The sequence below is a fragment of the Streptomyces murinus genome, assembly GCF_002154555.1.
GTDB lineage: Bacteria > Actinomycetota > Actinomycetes > Streptomycetales > Streptomycetaceae > Streptomyces > Streptomyces murinus.
Genome location: NZ_MUNF01000062.1, coordinates 1 through 17,576, shown reverse-complemented (window position 1 = coordinate 17,576; position 17,576 = coordinate 1). Strand labels below are relative to the sequence as shown.

Here is a 17,576-nt window from a genome sequence, read left to right as displayed (position 1 = left end):
CCGCCGGCCCGCCGACCCGTATCGGCATGAGCCAGGTGGCCTCCGCCCAGGAACTCCTGACCCTCTTCTCCCGGACGGACAGCACCTTCGGCTCCGGCGCGGTCCGCGTCCCCCTGCGCCAGTACCTGTCGACCACGCTGCTGCCTTGGCTGAGATGCGACATGAAACCAGCCGTACGACGGGAGCTGTTCACCGTGGCCGCACAGCTCGCCTACCTGTGCGCGTTCGCCCACTTCGACATGAACCACCAGGCCGCCGCCCAGCGCCTCTACCTGACGAGCATTCAGCTGGCCGGGGAGGCGGGCGACCCGATAGGGCAGGCGCTCGGTCTGCGCGGCCTGAGTGTGCAGGCGCACGCCCTGGGGCGGTTCGCGGAGGCCCAGGACCTGGCCGAGGACGCCGTACGCGTCGGCGCCCGATACACGCCACCGCACCAGCAGGCCTTCCTCTACGGCCAGTTGGCGGTGGCGCGCGCGGGCACCGGCGGGGCCGGGGCCGTCGGCCTGCTCACCTCGGCCGAACGGTGCCTGGAGAGATCCGCGAGCGGCGCCACCTCCGTCGGCGCCTTCCACCAGGGCTCCCTCGCGCTCCAGCGGGCCGTCGTGGCCAGGAGCTCCGGCGATCTCAGCGGCGCCGTACGGGCCCTCCAGCTGTCCCGGCGGTACCGGCCAGCCGAGGAGTGGCGTGCCGTGGCGCTGGGGGCCGCCGAACTGGCCGAGACCCAGCTCTCGGCCGGCCACCTCGACCAGGCGTGCCACACCTGGCAGGACTTCCTCGACGTGTACCCGCACATCCGCAGCGCCCGCGCCGACGACCGGCTGCGCGCTCTGCACGCCTCGCTCCGGCCGCACTCGGCCCACCCCGCCGCGGCGGCGGTCCTGGCCCGCGCCCGCGTGACGCACTCCCGGGCCGCCCACGATCACCGGCACGGCAACGGCAGCGGAAACGGCAACGGCAACGCCCCTTCTGGGAACGATCGTTGATCCCATAGCACGAGAACCCGTCCGCGTCCCGGCCCGACTGCTCCAGCAGAGTGAAAACGGGACCGGTGGTGGGAAGACGGACGATCTCGCCGGTTGGATGGCAGCGCCGTACCCCGGTCACTCATTCCCTTCGTATGACAGCAGGAAAATGAACCGCAGCGTCCTGTCCGAAGTCTTCCGCGCCACCCTGCGCGTCCCTCCCGGCACCCTCACGGTCGCCACGTCCTTCACCCACCCCGCGCGCGGCCGGGTCGACTGCCCCGCCCACGGCCTGCTCGCGGCGCTGACCCGCAACAGCGGGCTCGCGCCGCGCAGCCGGGCCCTGCCCGCCGCGTGTCTGCACGAGCATCTGCCCGACGCGGCGACCACGGTCTTCGCCGTCACCTACGAGAGACCCGAAGGCGGCCATCACGGACTGGCCCTGGCGGCGGACGCCAAGGACTCGGCGGCGCTGGCCTTCGCGGGCCGGCAGATCGACTCCTTCCGGGCCGTGCTGCGCACGCGCCGGCTGCTGTACGTCATGGCGCCGACGACCAACGCCGACGGCCGGGCGCCCGCGGGTTCCGTGCCCGCGCAGACGGCCGCCGCCCCCTCCTGGGAGTCGTGCGGATGCCCCGCGACCCGCGCGTGCCCCGCGACCCGGAACGCGAACAGCGCGCTGCACCGGTTCACGGACCGGGGGGACGAGGTCGTCGTCGTGGGTTCCCAGGCCGCGGGACCGCCGCCCTGGGAGGCGCGGACCAGCGGCGCCACGCCGGTCGTGGTGCGCTCACGGCAGGAGGCGGAGTCCGTCGACGTCGGCGATCCGGACCGCCTCGCGTTCGTGGTGACACCCGGGTCCGTCGTCTCCGAGGTGGCGGCCATCCTCAAGGTGCTGCGCCGCCGCTACCCCCGGCTGCGCGGCCAGCATCCCTCGGAGTGGTGCTACACCATGGAGGACCTCCACACGGCGGTCGCCGCGGCGCTGAGCCAGTCCGACACCCTGCTGGTCGCCGGACGCCGCTCGGCCCCCGCCGTCCGTACGGCCGTCTGCCAGGCCGCCGAGGCCAAGCTGCGGGTCCATGACGTCACGACGCCGACCAGCCTGCGCCCGCAGGACATCGACGCGGCGACGATCACCCTCGTGGACGCCACGCCCGACGGCCGCGGGCGGCGGGAGATCGGCCGGATCATGAACGGCCTGGGCCCCGCGAGCCATATCCGCCGCGAGGTCCGCTCCTACCCGGAACCCCTCCTGGTGCCCCGCTCGTCCCCGGCGCGCTGATCGGCCGACCTCACCGCCTCCCTCTCGCCCACCCGCCTGGGCGTGCCCGCTCTGGTTCTACGCTGCGTACGTACACGCGCTTTCTGCCCGATGCGGGCAGGCGGGGTGCGAGAGGCGGGAAACGTGCAGGTCATAGCGGGTATGGAGCGGGATTCATGCGGTTGACGGTCTTCTGGCAGCGGATGGCGGAACACTTCGGTCCGGGGTACGCCGAGACCTTCGCGCGCGATCATGTGATGTCGGAGCTGGGCGGCCGCACGGTGAACGAGGCGCTGGACGCCGGCTGGGCGGCCAAGGACGTGTGGCGCGTGGTGTGCACGGTCATGGACGTGCCGGGGGAACGGCGCTGAGGGTGCCGCCCGGCATCGTGGCGATCATGACAGAAACGCCCCGTATGTCCGTTGTGAAGTCGATGCTACGGCACCGATCGGTCACGAAAGCCGCAGGTGGGCGCCGCTTGTCGGTGGAGTGGGCGAGACTTGGCGCGTGGCACGCACTGACGAGGACACCGAGCAGCTGACCCGGCCCGCGGAACGGGCCGGCCCGACGGCGACGACCGACCGGCCACCGGTCGCCGACGCCGTCCCGCCGGACGGCCGTACGCCGGACGGTCGTCTGCCCGGTGGCCGCATGCCGGACGGCCGTATGCCGCGCTGGCTGCCGCGCGCCATGGTGCTCGCGCTCGCGCTGATCGCCGCCTTCCAGCTGGGCAGCTGGGCCTTCCACCAGCTCACCGGGCTGCTGATCAACATCCTGATCGCGTTCTTCCTGGCCCTGGCGGTCGAGCCCGCCGTGAGCCGGATGGCCGCCCGCGGCATGCGCAGGGGACTCGCCACCTTCCTGGTCTTCTTCGTCCTGACCGTCGCCGCCGCGGGGTTCGTCACCCTGCTCGGGTCGATGCTGGCCGGCCAGATCATCAAGATGATCGAGGGCTTCCCGGACTACCTGGACTCGCTCATCCACTGGACCAACCAGACCTTCCACGCCAACCTCAGACGGGTCGACGTCCAGGAGGGACTGCTGCACTCCGACTGGCTGCGCAAGTACGCGCAGAACAGCGCGGCCGGTGTCCTCGACGTGTCCCAGCAGGTGCTCGGCGGCCTCTTCCAGCTGCTGACCGTGGCGCTGTTCTCGTTCTACTTCGCCGCCGACGGCCCCCGGCTGCGCCGCGCCCTGTGCTCGGTACTGCCGCCCGCGCGCCAGTCGGAGGTGCTGCGCGCCTGGGAGATAGCCGTCGACAAGACGGGCGGCTACCTCTACTCGCGCGGCCTCATGGCGCTCGTCTCCGGCGTCGCGCACTACATCCTGCTGCAAGCCCTGGGGGTGCCGTACGCGCCCGTGCTCGGCGTCTGGGTGGGACTGGTCTCGCAGTTCATCCCCACCATCGGCACCTATCTCGCGGGCGCGCTGCCGATGCTGATCGCGTTCACCGTCGCCCCCTGGTACGCGGTGTGGGTGCTGGTCTTCGTCGTGATCTATCAACAGTTCGAGAACTACATGCTCCAGCCCAAGCTGACCGCCAAGAGCGTGGACATCCACCCCGCCGTCGCCTTCGGCTCGGTCATCGTGGGCACGGCCCTGCTGGGCGCCGTCGGCGCACTGATCTCCATCCCCGCCGTGGCCACCCTCCAGGCGTTCCTTGGCGCCTACGTCAAGCGGTACGACGTCACCGACGACCCCCGCGTGAACGGGCATCGCGTACGGGCTCAGGGCAGCTCCGGTGTGCTCGCGCGGCTGAGGGCCGCGCGCGCTCGGCGGTAGCGGCCCCGCCTCTCTCAGACACGCTCCGATGACGGCTACCGCGGCACTGGCCTGGTGATCCTGCACCGCCGTGAATCAGGTCAGGCCGAACTCCCGGCCTGGAAAGAGGAGCACAACCGCTCACACTGCAAGGTGTCCGCGCCCGCGTCGAGCACACCTTCGCCCGTATGAAGAGTTGGAAGATCCTCCGCGACTGTCGATTGAAGGGCGACGGCGTCCATCACGCCATCCTTGGTGTAGCCCGCCTGTACAACCTCGCGCTCGCGGATAGCCCCGCCCAAGGTGGGCATCCCCGACGCTGGCCATGCCGGTCAGTTGATCATTACGGGACAACCTTTTGCCAGAGGATTTCCCCTTTATGCGTATCCCAATTGACGCAACAGCTGCCACCACTGATCAGATTCTTCGGCACCTGTGATACGTAGGTACCCGGGACCGAGTCCATATTCCGAAACAAACCCGGCGAGATGGTCCGCCACTCTCTCGAATCGGCAGCTCTCCCACCAAGGAGTCAGCATGTCAGGGTAGGTCCAGATCGAGCCATCTCGACGGTTGGCTAGAACTGCATTCTCGTTGATCTTCCCAACGACGAACCAATCGGCTGGATCTTCGGGAATTTCGACCATGCCTGGCGAGATCAGCGCCTGCGACTTCTCGGCGAACTTCTTGTCGAGGATGACTATCGATCCCATGATGGCCCCGTCGGCAGCCAGCAAGAAGTCCAAGTACTCCTCGGGAGCATCCAATTCCGGACGCCGCGAGACGCCCTCGGGAATGGAATTGAATATTCTCCATTCTTCATCGGAGTCGATGGCTTCACGAACCTGTGCAAGGGTCTGCCTGAACGTATCTGTGATCACTAGGGCCCTTCGACGGTAACAGATATAGGTGAATAGTCCGGAAGATGCATGATCTGCTGCCTGATCTGCCTGCCTATGGCCTGGTTGGTAATAGCATCAAGCATATGGAGATTGTCCGTGCTGTCGGGGCCACTCAGTTGAAGTTCCCAGACATGATCCGGGTTCATGCCCCCGAATATTCTCTTACGAGCCGCCGCAACGAATCTCGGGTTCTTATCGTTGAACTGAGCATAAACCTTTCTGAAGAAGGCTTGCTTGTAGCCCCGCTCGATGCCGACTCTTGGTGGAAGTGGATTGGGAGCCTTGACAAGTTTCCCTTCGTCGCTGAGTTGTTTAAGTGCGTTCGCCTTGAGCCTGAATTGAGATTTAGGCATACCCGGCTCCCAGCTAATCGTGATATTAGCAGCGGGGACCGCATCGGGCAGCCCGGCGGTCGGATCGACCAGGAGGAGCGAACTCCACCCTGTGCCGGCGTTGGGGCCGGCCAGCGTGCCCCCCGCTCCGGCTGATGACAGCGGTACGCAGGTGTTGCCGACGGTCCAGCCAGAGGTGGGATTGCAGTAGGCGACGCCAGTGTCGGAATCAAGGAGATTGCCGTTGCCGCTGCATTGGAAGCCGAGGAGGGCTCCACTGCAACGGTTGCCGTCGCTTGTGGGCTGGTGGGTGGCCGGGGCGGTGGCCTGGGTGGGTGCCGCTCCCTGCAGAACCGCGGGCAGTGTGTCCGAGGGGCCGGTGGCCGATGTCTTGGTGCCGTTCTGCTTCGGGCTCTCGTCGATTTTGGGCTGACCGGTCGGCCGCTTGCCCGGGTTCTCGGCTAGGCCCGTCTTGGCCGTCGGCGGGGGCGGTGGGGGCGGCGCCACGTGGACATCACAACTGCTGTAGCCAGCCGCGAGGACGAGGAGGCCGAGTTCGGCGCCCTCCTCCACGCCGCTGCCCCAGGACAAACCCGCTCCCAAGGAGCCGAGCAGGCCGGCGCCGGCCCCCCACAAGCTCCAGCTGCTTCCCGAGCCGCTGTGGTGGCCGCTGCTGCCACCGGAGCTGAACATTTCTTCCTCGCGGCGCTCCTGGGCTCGTGACGCGGAGGCTATCTCGTCCTGCGCCGCCGCGATTTCGTTGCTGTAGTCCCGGCTCGGGCTGCGGTGAGACTGGCTGTACGAGTAATGAGACGGGTGGCTACCGGAGGAGTAGTACGGGTGGTAGTCGTAGCTGCTGTAGCCGGAGGACCCGGACGCCTGGCAGGCGCTGTCGCCCGAGGGGTCGGCGTTGGTCAGGGGGTCGTCGTTGCCGTAGGCATAGGCGTTGGCGTTGACGGATGGGACCGGGGACTGGCTGGTGGCGTCGTGGCTGGTGAAGCTTCCTGTTGTCGGGTCGTACCAGCGGCTGGCGGTGGCCACGCGGTGGGAGGCGGGGTCGGTCCAGCCGCCCTGGTAGCCGAGGTCGTGCTGGGTGCCGCTGGTGGCGAGGGTGCTGCCGTAGGGGTCGTAGGCGGTGGAGCCGGTGAGGGCCGTGCCGGTCGCGGTGAAGGTGGCGGTCAGGTCGCCGTGTTGGTTGGTGTAGGCGAGGGCCGTGCCTGCGGGGCCGTTGACGCCGAGGAGTTCACCGTCCGGTCCGCGGCCGTAGGTCTCGGTTCCGTCGGAGACGGCCTGCTCGTCGGTACCGTCGTAGGCGAAGGTGTTGGCGCCCGCGGTGGCGAGGCGGCCGAGGTCGTCGTGCGTGTAGGTGGTGCTGCCGTCCTGGGTCAGCTGGTCGAAGGCGTCGTAGCCGAGGCTTTCGGTGCCCTGGGGGCCGGCGACCGAGGCCAGGGTGCCGCGTGCGGTGTAGGTGTACGTCGTTGAGGACGAGCCCGTGGTGGTGCCGGTCAGCTGATTGCGCGCGTTGAAGCTCGCGGATGTCGTGGTCGAGCCGTTGTTGACACTGGTGCGGTTGCCGGTGGCGTCGTAGCCGTAACTCGTGGTGGTCGAGCCGTTGTTCCACGAGGTCAGTCGGCCTGCCTTGTCGTAGCCGTAGGTGTTGGAGGCGGCGTCGGCGGTGCCGGCGGTGGTCTGTGAGGTGACGTGGCCGACGTTGTCGTAGCCGTAGGAGGCGGATGCCTCGGTGGTGCCGCCGGGGGTCGTCAGCTGGTCGCTGGTGAGGCGGTGCTGGGCGTCGTAGCCGAGGCTGCGGGATGTGTTGCCGCTGCCGCCGTAGGCGATGCCGGTGAGCTGGCCGGTGGAGTCGTAGCTGTAGTCGAGGCTGGTGCCGGTGGCGGGGTCGGTGGCGGTGTCGACCTGACCGTCGGGGGTGTAGGTGAAGGTCGCTGTGCCCGCCTTGTCGGTGCGGGAGGTGAGGAGGCCGTCGGAGTTGTAGCTGTAAGTGGCGTTACCGGACGGGCCGGAGGCGGAGAGGATCTCGCCGCGGTCGTCGTAGGTGTAGGTGTCGGTGCCGCCGGGGGCTCCAGCAGAGGTGAGGCGGCCGTCGGCGTCGTACCCGAAGGCGCGGTTCGCGGTGGTGGCCTCTGCTCCCGCACCAGTGGTTCCGGTCAAGCGGCCGTCGCCGTCGTAGGTGTCGGTGAGGGTGACGCCGCCGGGACGGGTCGTGGTGATCGGGTTGCCGTCCGCGTCGTAGGCGACGGTGGTCATACGGTCCGCGACGTTCGGAAACGCAGAGGTGCTGGGCTCGATGGTCGACTCAGGCTGACCGAGCGTGTTGAAGGTGGTGACGGTGGCGTGGTTGTTGCCGTCCGTGTAACGGGTGGGGTTACCCGCGGCGTCGTAGCCGAAGCTGGTGGTGATCGTCGAGGTGGAGCTGACCGGTTCGGTCTGCTGGGTCAGCGCATCGCTGGCGTCGTAGGTGTAGGTGGTGGTGTTGTGGTCGGCGTCCGTGACCGACGTGGGGTTGCCGGCCAGGTCGTAGCCGTACGACGTGCTGGTCAGCGTGGTGCCGGAGGTGTCCAGGTTCGCGGAGGCGGTCAGGCGGCCGGCGGTGTCGTAGGTCTGGGTGGAGGCTGTGCCGTCGGGGAGCGTGGACTTGGTGAGTCGGCCGTCGAGGTCGTAGGTGAACTGTGTGGTGTTGCTGCGGGCGTCGGTGGCGGTGAGGAGGTTGCCGGCTGCGTCGAAGGTGGCGGTGGACTGCTCGCCGCCGGGCAGGGTGACGGAGTTCTGGTTGCCTGCGGCGTCGTAGCCGAACGTGGTGGTGTCCGTGGTGGTCGTCGGCTGCCGGACGACGGCGCTGGAGGTCACCTGACGGCCCAGGTCGTCGTAGGTGGACTGGACGACTGCGCCGGTGGGGTCGGTGGTGGACAGCGGTTCGCCGTCGGCGTCGTAGGTGACGTGGCTGGTGGGCGTGGTGCCGCCGACGGCGGGCTCCTGGAGCTGCGCGATGTCGCCGAACTGGTCGTAGGTGTAGTGGGTGGTGTGGTTGTCGGCGTCGGTGCTCGTGGCCAGGCGGCCGTCGGCGTCGTAGACGGCGGTGGTGGTTGGAGTCAGCGAAGTGGTGGACCCTGGCGGGGTGTAGGCGGCGTCCGAGACGGCCACCTGTTCGCTGTCCGAGTCGTAGGTGTAGGTGGTGATGTCGCCGTCGGGGTCGTCGACGGAGGTCTGGTCGCCGAAAGTGTCGTAGCCGTAGAGGCTGATGGGGTGGATCTGCTGTGGCGTGCCGCCGTTGGATTCGGCGTTCACCACCGGCGCGGTGACCTGGACGAGCCGGCCGGCCTCGTCGTTGGTGTAGACGGTGGTGAAGTCGGCGGCGGTGGCGCCTGAGGCGTTGCCGCGAGGGTCGGTGCTGGAGGTGAGCAGTCCACGCTGGTCGTAGGCCTGGGTGGTGAACAGATTGGTGGAGCCGTCGTGGACGGTCTGCGAGGTAACGTCGCCGAGGGCGTCGTATCCGTAGTCGGTCTGTTCGGTGGTACTGCCCTGGGTGACTGACTGGGAGGTGAGGCTGCCGTCGTCGTCGTAGCTGTTGGAGGTGGTGGTCTTGTCCTGGCCGTAGGGGTCGAAGACCGACGTGGTGACCCGGCCCGCGGGGTCGACGGTGTAATCGTCCTCGATCAGGGCGGCGGTGTTCTGCTGCTCGGTCAGGTGGCCGGCGGCGTCGTAGGCGTCCTGCTGAAGGACCTTGGTGGTGGTGGAGCCGTCCAGGTTGTGGAAGTTGGCCAGGTAGCTCTGGATGAGCTGGTGGTTCCAGTTGTAGTAGTAGGCGGTGGTCCGGCCCATCGCATCGGTGTCGGAGGCGAGCCATCCGGCCGGGTCGTAGGCCCGTGAGTCGAGCACCAGGGATGTGGGCGAGGACGGGTCGACCGGGTCCGCGGTGTAGTTGGTCAGGGTCGTGGTGAGCAGTTCGCCAGTGGGCGAGTAGGCGTAGGAGTAGGCGTTGCCGTCGGCGTCGTTCTCCGAGGTGCGGTTGCCGTAGGTGTCGTAGTCGTAAGTGGTCTCGCGGCCCGCGGGATCGGTGACCGAGGCCAGCTGGTCGTGGGAGTTGTAGGACCAGTGGGTGGTGCGGGTGGTGTCGCCGCCGGTGGTGTCGGCGATCGTCTGCGCGGTGGCGTTGCCGTCGTCGTCGTAGGTGTAGGTGACCTGCGGGGTGTGGGTGGCGCCGTGGACGGCGTCGGTGGTGGCCGGTCCGGTGGCGGTGAGGATCCGGTCCTGGCCGTCGTAGGTGTAGCTGGTGCCCACACCGTCCGGGTAGGTGTCGGAGATCTGGGTGCTGGTGAGGCGTCGGCCGAGGTTGTCGTACGCGTAGGTGGTCTTCAGTCCGGACGGCGAGGTGACCTGGGCGAGGTCGCCGGTGCTGTCGTAGGCGTAGGTGGTGGCGTGGCCGTTCGGGTCCTTGACCGATGCCAGGAGGCCGGCCGGTTCGGTGCCGCCGCCGACGGCGGATTCGGTGCCCGCCGTATACGTCCTCGTGGTGGCATGCCCGTCGGGGTCCGTGAAGGTGAGCGGGTTGCCGTGGGAGTCGTACGTGTAGGTGGTGGCGTAGGTGGTGTCGGTGGCACCGGTGGAGCGCGGGTCGGCGACGGAGGTGGGCTCGTCGCTGCGGGGGTCGGTGACGCCGAAGGTGCCGGACGCGGGGTAGTTGGTGTAGCTGGTGGTGGTATCACCGTGCATGTCGCTGGTGGTGCGGGACAGTTCGTCCCCGCGTGCGTTGTGGCTGACGGTGGTGAAGTTGCCGTCCGGGTCGGTGACCGTGGCCACGAAGCCGCCGGAGTCGTAGGAGTAGGAGGTGGTGTGGCCGAGGGCGTCGGTGGCCGATATCAGGCGGGAGTCGTTGTACGGGTCGTAGCGGTAGGCGAGGGTTTTGCCGCTCGGGTCGGTCATGGTCGCGGTGGTGACCGGAGTGGCACCGTTCGAGGTGCCGCGGGCGGCATACTGGTCCGCCACTGTCTGCGTGCTCAGCACCTGGTTGAAGGTGGCAACCTCGGCGATCTCACCGTTGAAGAAGCCCTGCGGGTTGTTCGACGGAAAGGAGGGCCAGCCTCCCGACATGTAGCCCGCGCCGACGGAGACGACGCTTTCGCTTTCGAAATCCGGCTCCTGGCCGGTACGGGTGTCGGCCTGCTTGCCGTCCAGGCCGAGCGTCTGTTCACCGTCGGTGTTCACGGTGAGGACGGCCTGATGCCACTGTCCGTCGTTCACGGCGTCGGGGGACTCCATGGGAGAGACCAAGTGGTCCCACCATTCGCCGTACAGGTGACCGTCGGCGCCGACATACAGGGCGGGTGTGTAGTGCGACGACGTGGTGCCGACCGCGCCGTCCTGGTAGCTGAACAGAGTCCCGCCGGAGGCAGTGGTCTTGAACCACAGCTCGATGGAGAAGTTCGCGGAGACCTTGCCGTGGTAGATCGTGGTGGACGGCAGCGACACGTACGAGCTGGTGCCGTTGAAGGACGCGGCTGTCTCCGGGCTGTTGGGGAAGGGTCCCGGTGCGCCCAGGGTGACGTTGTTGTAGGTGGCGGGGCCGGAGGACCACCAGTTCGAGGCCGTGGTCCCGGCCACCTCGTTGGCTGCCTGATTGCCGGAAGTGTCCTCAAGGCGCCAGTAGTTGGGGGCAGCCTGGGAGATGACGGCGTCGCGGTAGTAGTCGCCGGAGCCGGTGGTGGCGGGGGCCCCGAGTTTCCAGGTGCCGCCGTCGGCGTCGGTGACCTGGGTGGCCTGGTCGCGCGCCGCGTCGTAGGCGGCGGCCATGTATGACTTGCCCGAGGGCAGGGTGATGCCGGTCAGTTCGGTGGCGGCGTGGCTGCCGGAGGCGTACTGCTCCTGGACCGCGGGGAGTCCGAGCGCGTGGGTGTAGAACGCGACTTCGGAGATGGAGCCGTGGAAGTGACTGACATCCGCCGGTGAGTCGATCCAGGACTTCGCGTAGCCGGCGCCTATGTAGGTGTGGGTGTTGGACTGGTCGTTCGGGGTGCCGGAGAACGTGTCCTGTTCGGTGCCGTCCAGGTACAGGGTCTGGGTGGTGCCGTCCGAAGAGAGCACCGCGTAGTGCCAGGCGTTGTCGTTCACGGTGCCGGTCGAGCCGAAGGCGGTGTTGCCGGAGCCGCTGTCGCTGTACCAGTGACCGTGGAGCTTGCCGTCGGACCCCACATAGAGGACCGGGGTCCAGGTGCCGGGTGCGGTCGAGTCGTCGATGGTCCGGGACTGGTCGCCGATCAGTACGCCGGGTGCGGACGTCTTGAACCAGAGGCTCACCGCCCGGCTCTTGCCCTGGTGGAGCACGTCGGCGGGTACCGACACGTTGCCGCTGGAGCCGTTGAAGGTGGCGGCGGTGGTCGGCGAACCGGGTAGCGGGCCGGTCGTGCCGAGGGTCACCCCGCCGGCATAGGTGCCGTCATCGTTGCCTTCGTTGACCACGTCCTCACTGGCCGCCGAGGTACCCGAGGACTCGGTCAGGCGCCAGTACGACGCCGGGTTCGCGTCCAGCACGGTCGAGCGGAAGTGCGAGCCGGAGGACGATCCGGAGGTGTAGGAGTAGGCAGTGCACGCCGTGGTGGAGGTCGGTGGGCATACCCCGGACAGGCCGTCGCCGCTGTAGGAGTACGTCCATGTCTCGGTCGCGCCGCCGGTGGTGGCCGGGTCGGTGGCCACCTGAGTGACGTGGCCGCCGTTCCAGGTGAAGTGGAGTGAGCGGTTGCTGGTCGTGTTCTTGGCGGTTGCCAGGGTGCCGTCGGAGTTGTAGGTGAGCGTCTCGCTCCGCCCGGACGCGTCCGTGATCGTCTTCAGCTTCCAGGCAGCGCCGGCCTGCTCACCGAAGGTGTACGTCGTGCCCGACTTGTCGGTCAGGGTGTACCCGCCACCGCTGGCGGTCTGGAATGTGGCGTACATGCCCTGCGGCGGAGTGAACGTGCTCCCGTCCGCGTTCAGGCCGAACCGCGCTTCCTGGCCGTTCGCCGTCGTGACCACGACCGCCCCGGAGCCATCGCTGTCCGGCAGCGCGGACATGTCGTAGAGCGTCGACCAGCCTGCGCCGAACGCATTGCCGGTGCGTGGGTCAAGTGAGTTGTAGGAGCGCACCACCGACAGCGCCGGGCCCGCCACGGGCACGCTTGCGTCGGTCGCCGAGGTGGTGTAATTCCCCACGCGCGGATCGAAGGTCTTGCCGTCCGGCCCCTGTGCCGCGGTGCCCAGGTGTGAGGTGATCAGCGGCTGAGGGACGGTGGTGGAGAAGTACGAGGGTAGGGACCAGGGGCTGTGGGTGTAGTGGTCACCGATGGCCACGGTCCAGTAGTAGGACTGGTTCCAGTCCAGTTTGGTACTCGGGACGCTCCACTCGGCCGTACTCCCCCAGCCCGAGTCCGCCACCAAAGTCGGTGCGTCGGAGGCAGGGTTGGAGTACACCTGGAAGTCGTAGGTCAGCCCGGTGCCCGGGTAGTTGTCCGAGTCCTCGCCGCGGGCGAACAGCTGCGGCGTCAGGGAGCCGGCCACGATGTCGGAGGGCGGAGAGGTGGAATCGATCTGCGGCGGAGTGTCGGCCGAGGTGATCTCGGCGCACTTCTGCGGTACGTCGTACGTGGAGTAGAAGGACGTGCCGCTGGTGAGCATGTCCCAGCACACGTAGTACTGACCGGGGTCCAATGCCGGGAGCGTTCCGGTCATCGTGATGGTGGAGTTGGGACTCACCGAACTCGGCACATATGTCTTGGCCGCGTTGGTGCTCATCTTCGACCAGGACGTGGTGTAGATGGAGGCGGCCAGCTGGGTGCTGGAGGTCGACCAGGAACTGGTGCCGCGGTTGGTGAGCGTCACCTTCATCGAGCCGGTGGTACTCGCCGTGGGCTCGGAATACGTCTGCTGGGGGATCGAGTAGTCGGCTCCGTAGGAGCTGTAGGTGACCGACAGGTAGGGCGGGTAGGAGGAGTTGACCGAGGCGAATTGCTTCCAGGCCGCCACCACCGAGGTGCTGGCGGTGAGCGCGATGCCGCGGTTGGTACCGCCATGCGCCCAGCCCTCCAGCAGCTTTACGCCGGCCGCGCTGGGGTTGTCGCCGATGTCGATGCCGTGCCAGGAGGACCCGCCACAGGTGGCGCCGGCGTCGAAGCTGGCCGAACCGATCGTCGAACCGTACGACAGGCCCGGGTAGTCCGCGACGCTGCCCACGGTCCAGGAACTGGTGATGGCGTGGGCGGCCACGGGCTCCGCGGTACATCCACCGGACCAGACGTCGTCCAGGTAGAGCGACGCCTTCTCGATGTAGTCGTTCTTGAATGTCGACCCGAACGACGAGAAGTTGAGGTAACTGTCGGCCTTGTGGTTGCCGCCGTCGTACGAACCGACCTTGAGCACGTCGGCCGTGGAGAAGTTGATGTCGTACGGAGTCTCCACGTACGTACTCGACGACGCAGTCAAGTTGGTCGGGTCCACCTTGACCGGGAACACCCGCGAATCGTCGTGCAGCCACGACGAGTCGAGGGACACCCGCAGCGCCGGAGCTCCGTCCACAGAGGTCAGGCTGTAGGTCACTCCGGTGGACGTCGCGCCCTCTCCGGACACCTTGCCGACCTTGGAGTCCTCCATGTAACCGTGCGGAATCGTCACCCGCACCGCACCCGAGGAATCCTTGAACACCACACTGCCGGCCGAGGTGAGGGACGGCGTCAAGCCGGTCAGACGGAGAGGGAACACCCAGGTCGTCGGGGCGGTGGCGTCATGCAGGACCAGAGTCTCCTTCACCCCGCCCGAGCCCACCGCGTACGTCAGATCCGAGGAGTCGGCGATGCCGGGATAGGTGATCGTGTTCCCCGACGACTGTCCGGTCACCGAGGCCGCGCCCTGGAGCGCGTAGCTGACCTGTTCGCTCGCCGACGGCCCGTAGGAAACCAGCGAAGGATCGTTTCCGCTGGCGGCGAAGTCGGCCGATGAGGAGTCCGCCTGCTCCGCCCACCGGCCGTCCGAACCCTGCACCAGGGTGCTGTCGATGTCGGCCCAGGTGCCCTTCGCTGTCCGGTAGTGCACCGGACGGCTGTAGACCCGCGCGGTGAGGCTCCCGTCCGGGTTCTGGAACACCGATGTGTTCGCGGTGCGGTCCGTGACCACCTCCGCGCCGCTGGACTTCGGGCCAGGTATGTGTGGGTCGCCTTGCTGCGCCGACGAGCCGGCGTCATCCGCCTTGGCCGTCTTCGGCTGAGCTCGCTTCGGCGAAGCCGCCCGTACGCGGGCCGGGGGCGTGACGCTCTTCACGGCAAGCTTGCCCTTGGGACTGAACGAGCCCCGCTCCTTCGGCTTCGCCACGTGCGTCGAGGACGGCGGAAGTGCCCCGCGCACGTGCTTGGCCTTCGGGCTGGAGGTGCTGCCCTTCGTACGCAGCGCCGCCGACTTCACCTGGTGCGACAGTCCAGCCGCGGAACCCGTCCGCTGATGGGGCAGCACCGCGGAACCGGACGTCAGCGTCTGCTCGTTGATGAACGCCTCGGCCGGCTGCGTCGCCAGCACCATGAACAGCACACAGCTGACCGCGAGCGCGACCCTCTGCAGCCAACGCCGCTGCATGCCATGGGCGAGGGAAGCGATGACCAACGTCAAACGCCTTCCGGCACCAGCCGACACGCGGACCAGACCGCAACTCATCACGGAACCCCCACAACGCAACACGGAAACACCTCTCCCGTGGAGGTGTAGCGCCCAAGTTGTAGCGGTGACTTGTTGACTGATCAAAGCTTCATCGACAAACAGACATAGAGATTTGGCGCGATCACAGATACTTACGCCCGATTTGACCCTGCGGACTTGATCAAGCTTTGGCCCCGTGATGCTCGGCCTTGACCAACCTCCCAGACCCGAAGCCCTTCAGGGGTGATGTGGTACAACCTGCCTGGCTCCGCGCTCTTTGCATGTGCTGCATAGAACGCCACGTACAGAAGGGAGCTGTTCGTGCTTTTCCAGCGAAGAGGAATCGGTAGGCGCTGCGCGTCAACCGCGCTGCCGGTCCTTCGCCGACTCCTTGTCTGCATAACACTGACGGGGCTATGGATACTCGTGGCCGACACCTCTGCCGAGGCAGTGGTCATCCGCCAAGCCGAGTGGCCACTCAAACAGTTTCAGGCCGAGAAAGTCTGGCATGTATCCCAAGGTCAAGGCGTCACCGTCGCCGTCATCGACAGTGGAGTCGATTCCGCCCATCCCGATCTCAAAGGCCAAGTCCTCCAAGGCGCAGGATTCATCGGAGACCCCCGGGACAACGGGCAGAGCGACATCTCCGGCGACTCGCATGGGACAGCCATCGCCGGCATCATCGCAGGAACGGGAAAGGCGAACGCCGGCAATGGAATGACCGGACTTGCCCCGAAGTCGAAGGTGCTTCCCGTCCGTGTGACCATGAACGGAACTGCGGAGCCCACCGCTATCGCAGAGGGCATCAAATACGCTGCGGACCACCACGCCCAGGTCATCAACATATCCATCGGAACGACCACCCCCGATCCGCTGCTGCGTGAAGCCGTCACCTACGCCCTCGGCAAAGACACCGTCATCGTCGCCTCTGCCGGAAACGACGGGCAGAACGGCAACCCGCCCATGTATCCTGCGGCATTCCCCGGTGTCATCGACGTGACTGGAACCGACTCGACCGGGAATTTCTGGCCGGTCAGCGAATCCGGCCCCCGAGTAACGCTCGCCGCACCGGCCACCGGCATCTATTCCACCAATGACCGAAGCCAGTACGTCAAAGCAGACGGCACCAGTTACGCGGCTGCCTACGTCTCCGCGACAACAGCGCTCGTCCGTTCCGCCTTTCCTCGCCTGACCGCAGGCCAGACCGTCCGCCGCCTCATCAGCACTGCCCGACGGCCGGGTAGTGGGAACCATGACAACCAGTACGGTTATGGCCTGGTCAATCCTATGGCGGCCCTTCGCGCTCCTGTCGCCGCCAATGGCAGTACCGCCAACCCGCTACTGTCCGCTGATCCGCTCGGCAAAGCTGCAAATGCCGGTGAGCGATGGGTCATCGGAATCAGCGCGGGTGTTGGGGCGATGGTTCTGGCCGCCGTATCGGTGTGGATATTCGCTCGGTGCCGCACAGCCCGGTCCATCAAATCGATAAGCTCGGCTTCCGCGCCTCCCGGTACGAAGCCGAGAACCGCTGGAAAGACGCGCAGGACGGGCGGGGAGAAGCAAAACTTCCGCGCATAAAAGGAACGCCACCTGAACTTGTCCACAGGCAATACGTTATACCCAACCCTGAATTTTGGAGCACATACGGTGAACCTGACTTTCAGCCTTCATGACCGCCCTCGAAAGGTCTGGCTCGCGGCTGCCGCAGGCGCACTTGCCGTTATCGGACTGCTGGCATGGCTTGCCCTCACATTGCCGACCGGCCCTCGGGCTCCGAAAGTTGTTGCCAATAACATTTCAAGGAATTTTCGTACCTGCCTGATCAATAGTCAGCGCGATGCCTCCGTGGCCCAAACCGTCTGGTCGGCTCTGCAGAAGGGCGCTGACAGTGCTGCCATTAATGCACAGCACATCACGATTCCGAGAAGCAGCACGACAGCAAGAGCCTTGCCCTATGTCAACAGCCTCGTACAGCATCATTGCGGACTTGTTGTTTCCGTGGGTCCAAGCCTCCATGATGCCGTGACCACAGCCGCCCGGAATAACCCTCATCAGAAATTCATCGCCATCGGCGCATCTATTGAACTGCCGAACGTCCAGACATTTTCACCGGCCGACCAGTCGGCCGCCGTCAGTGCGGTTCAGAAGGCCGCTCGCCCACGGCTCTCGCCCCGAACCTGAGAAGGCGTGGAGCCCGGCACCGAGGATCCTTGGTTGCGCCGCCGTAGGTGCTGACCGGCCGGGCACGGAGGCTTGGCGTGATTACGGGCCTGGCGCCCTTCGTGCGGAACAATCTTGGAGGCGCTGTGGCGGGAGCGCGATCTGACCGCCGAACGACACCGGGCTGCCTTCACAGCCCTTGCCAGGGAAGCGAAGCCGCCTGCGGCTGACCTGGCCGAGGCCTTGTACGAACGTTCCCAAGTGTCCAGGGCATGGCTGCCTTATCCCGATATCAAGGAAACCCTCCGTGCGCCTACTTCCTCTCCTTCGAGCATGGGGTGAAGAAGCCCGATCCCCGGATCTTCCAGATGGCGTGCGACAAGCTCGGAGTGGCACCCGACGATGCACTCATGGTGGGAGACGAACCTATTGCGGACGTCGGCGCTGCCACGCTGGGGTGCCGGGTCCAGCTAGGCCGTGTCTCTTTGGTGGGCTCATCAGTTGATCGGACGTGTCTGTCCGATTAGTGATC

The 17,576-nt window shown here is 67.0% G+C and carries 9 protein-coding genes and 1 pseudogene; 8 read left to right on the top strand and 2 right to left on the bottom strand.

Going from position 1 to position 17,576, the window contains the following annotated elements:
• The 5 genes and pseudogenes from CCN72_RS04960 to CCN72_RS04940 all read left to right on the top strand — a co-directional run.
• Positions 1-983, top strand: a 983-nt coding sequence (locus CCN72_RS04960; RefSeq protein ID WP_483027272.1) for an NsdA family TPR-like regulatory protein, incomplete at its 5' end; no start/stop codon positions are given.
• Between the two features lie 148 nt (positions 984-1,131).
• Positions 1,132-2,247: a hypothetical protein gene (locus CCN72_RS04955; protein ID WP_086806482.1), complete on the top strand. Its 1,116-nt coding sequence runs from the start codon at positions 1,132-1,134 to the stop codon at positions 2,245-2,247.
• 155 nt (positions 2,248-2,402) lie between these two features.
• Entirely contained in the window at positions 2,403-2,597 is a 195-nt protein-coding gene (locus tag CCN72_RS04950; protein ID WP_085566876.1) for a DUF3046 domain-containing protein, read from the top strand.
• A 136-nt stretch (positions 2,598-2,733) separates the two neighbouring features.
• A complete protein-coding gene (locus CCN72_RS04945) occupies positions 2,734-4,008 on the top strand; it encodes an AI-2E family transporter (RefSeq protein WP_425276126.1) in 1,275 nt (424 codons plus the stop codon).
• A gap of 18 nt (positions 4,009-4,026) precedes the next feature.
• A pseudogene (locus CCN72_RS04940) lies at positions 4,027-4,274 on the top strand (transposase); the annotation flags it as partial.
• Positions 4,275-4,364: 90 nt separating this feature from the next.
• Here the strand turns inward: CCN72_RS04940 and CCN72_RS38550 are convergent.
• On the bottom strand, positions 4,365-4,868 hold the full coding sequence (locus CCN72_RS38550) for a hypothetical protein (protein WP_136104196.1): 504 nt from the start codon (positions 4,866-4,868) through the stop codon (positions 4,365-4,367).
• Positions 4,868-14,851: a LamG-like jellyroll fold domain-containing protein gene (locus CCN72_RS41355; protein ID WP_158101323.1), complete on the bottom strand. Its 9,984-nt coding sequence runs from the start codon at positions 14,849-14,851 to the stop codon at positions 4,868-4,870. Before CCN72_RS41355 ends, CCN72_RS38550 begins: the two co-directional genes overlap by 1 nt.
• A 459-nt stretch (positions 14,852-15,310) precedes the next feature.
• Here CCN72_RS41355 and mycP point away from each other — a divergent pair, with 459 nt between their 5' ends.
• From mycP to CCN72_RS41500, 3 genes are all read left to right on the top strand, one after another.
• Positions 15,311-16,462, top strand: a complete 1,152-nt coding sequence (gene mycP, locus CCN72_RS04930; RefSeq protein ID WP_158101322.1) for a type VII secretion-associated serine protease mycosin — start codon at positions 15,311-15,313, stop codon at positions 16,460-16,462.
• A gap of 69 nt (positions 16,463-16,531) precedes the next feature.
• Positions 16,532-17,065 (top strand): BMP family ABC transporter substrate-binding protein, encoded by a 534-nt coding sequence (locus CCN72_RS37895; RefSeq protein ID WP_158101321.1) that lies wholly within the window; start codon positions 16,532-16,534, stop codon positions 17,063-17,065.
• A gap of 251 nt (positions 17,066-17,316) precedes the next feature.
• Positions 17,317-17,571 (top strand): HAD family hydrolase, encoded by a 255-nt coding sequence (locus CCN72_RS41500; RefSeq protein ID WP_341868862.1) that lies wholly within the window; start codon positions 17,317-17,319, stop codon positions 17,569-17,571.
• The last annotated feature ends 5 nt before the right edge of the window (positions 17,572-17,576 follow it).

What these genes read in the sequence shown, in the direction of transcription:
- CCN72_RS04955 (WP_086806482.1), top strand. Translation starts at nt 1,132, where the DNA reads ATGAACCGCAGCGTCCTGTCCGAAGTCTTCCGCGCCACCCTGCGCGTC.
- CCN72_RS04950 (WP_085566876.1), top strand. Translation starts at nt 2,403, where the DNA reads ATGCGGTTGACGGTCTTCTGGCAGCGGATGGCGGAACACTTCGGTCCG.
- CCN72_RS41500 (WP_341868862.1), top strand. Translation starts at nt 17,317, where the DNA reads ATGGCTGCCTTATCCCGATATCAAGGAAACCCTCCGTGCGCCTACTTC.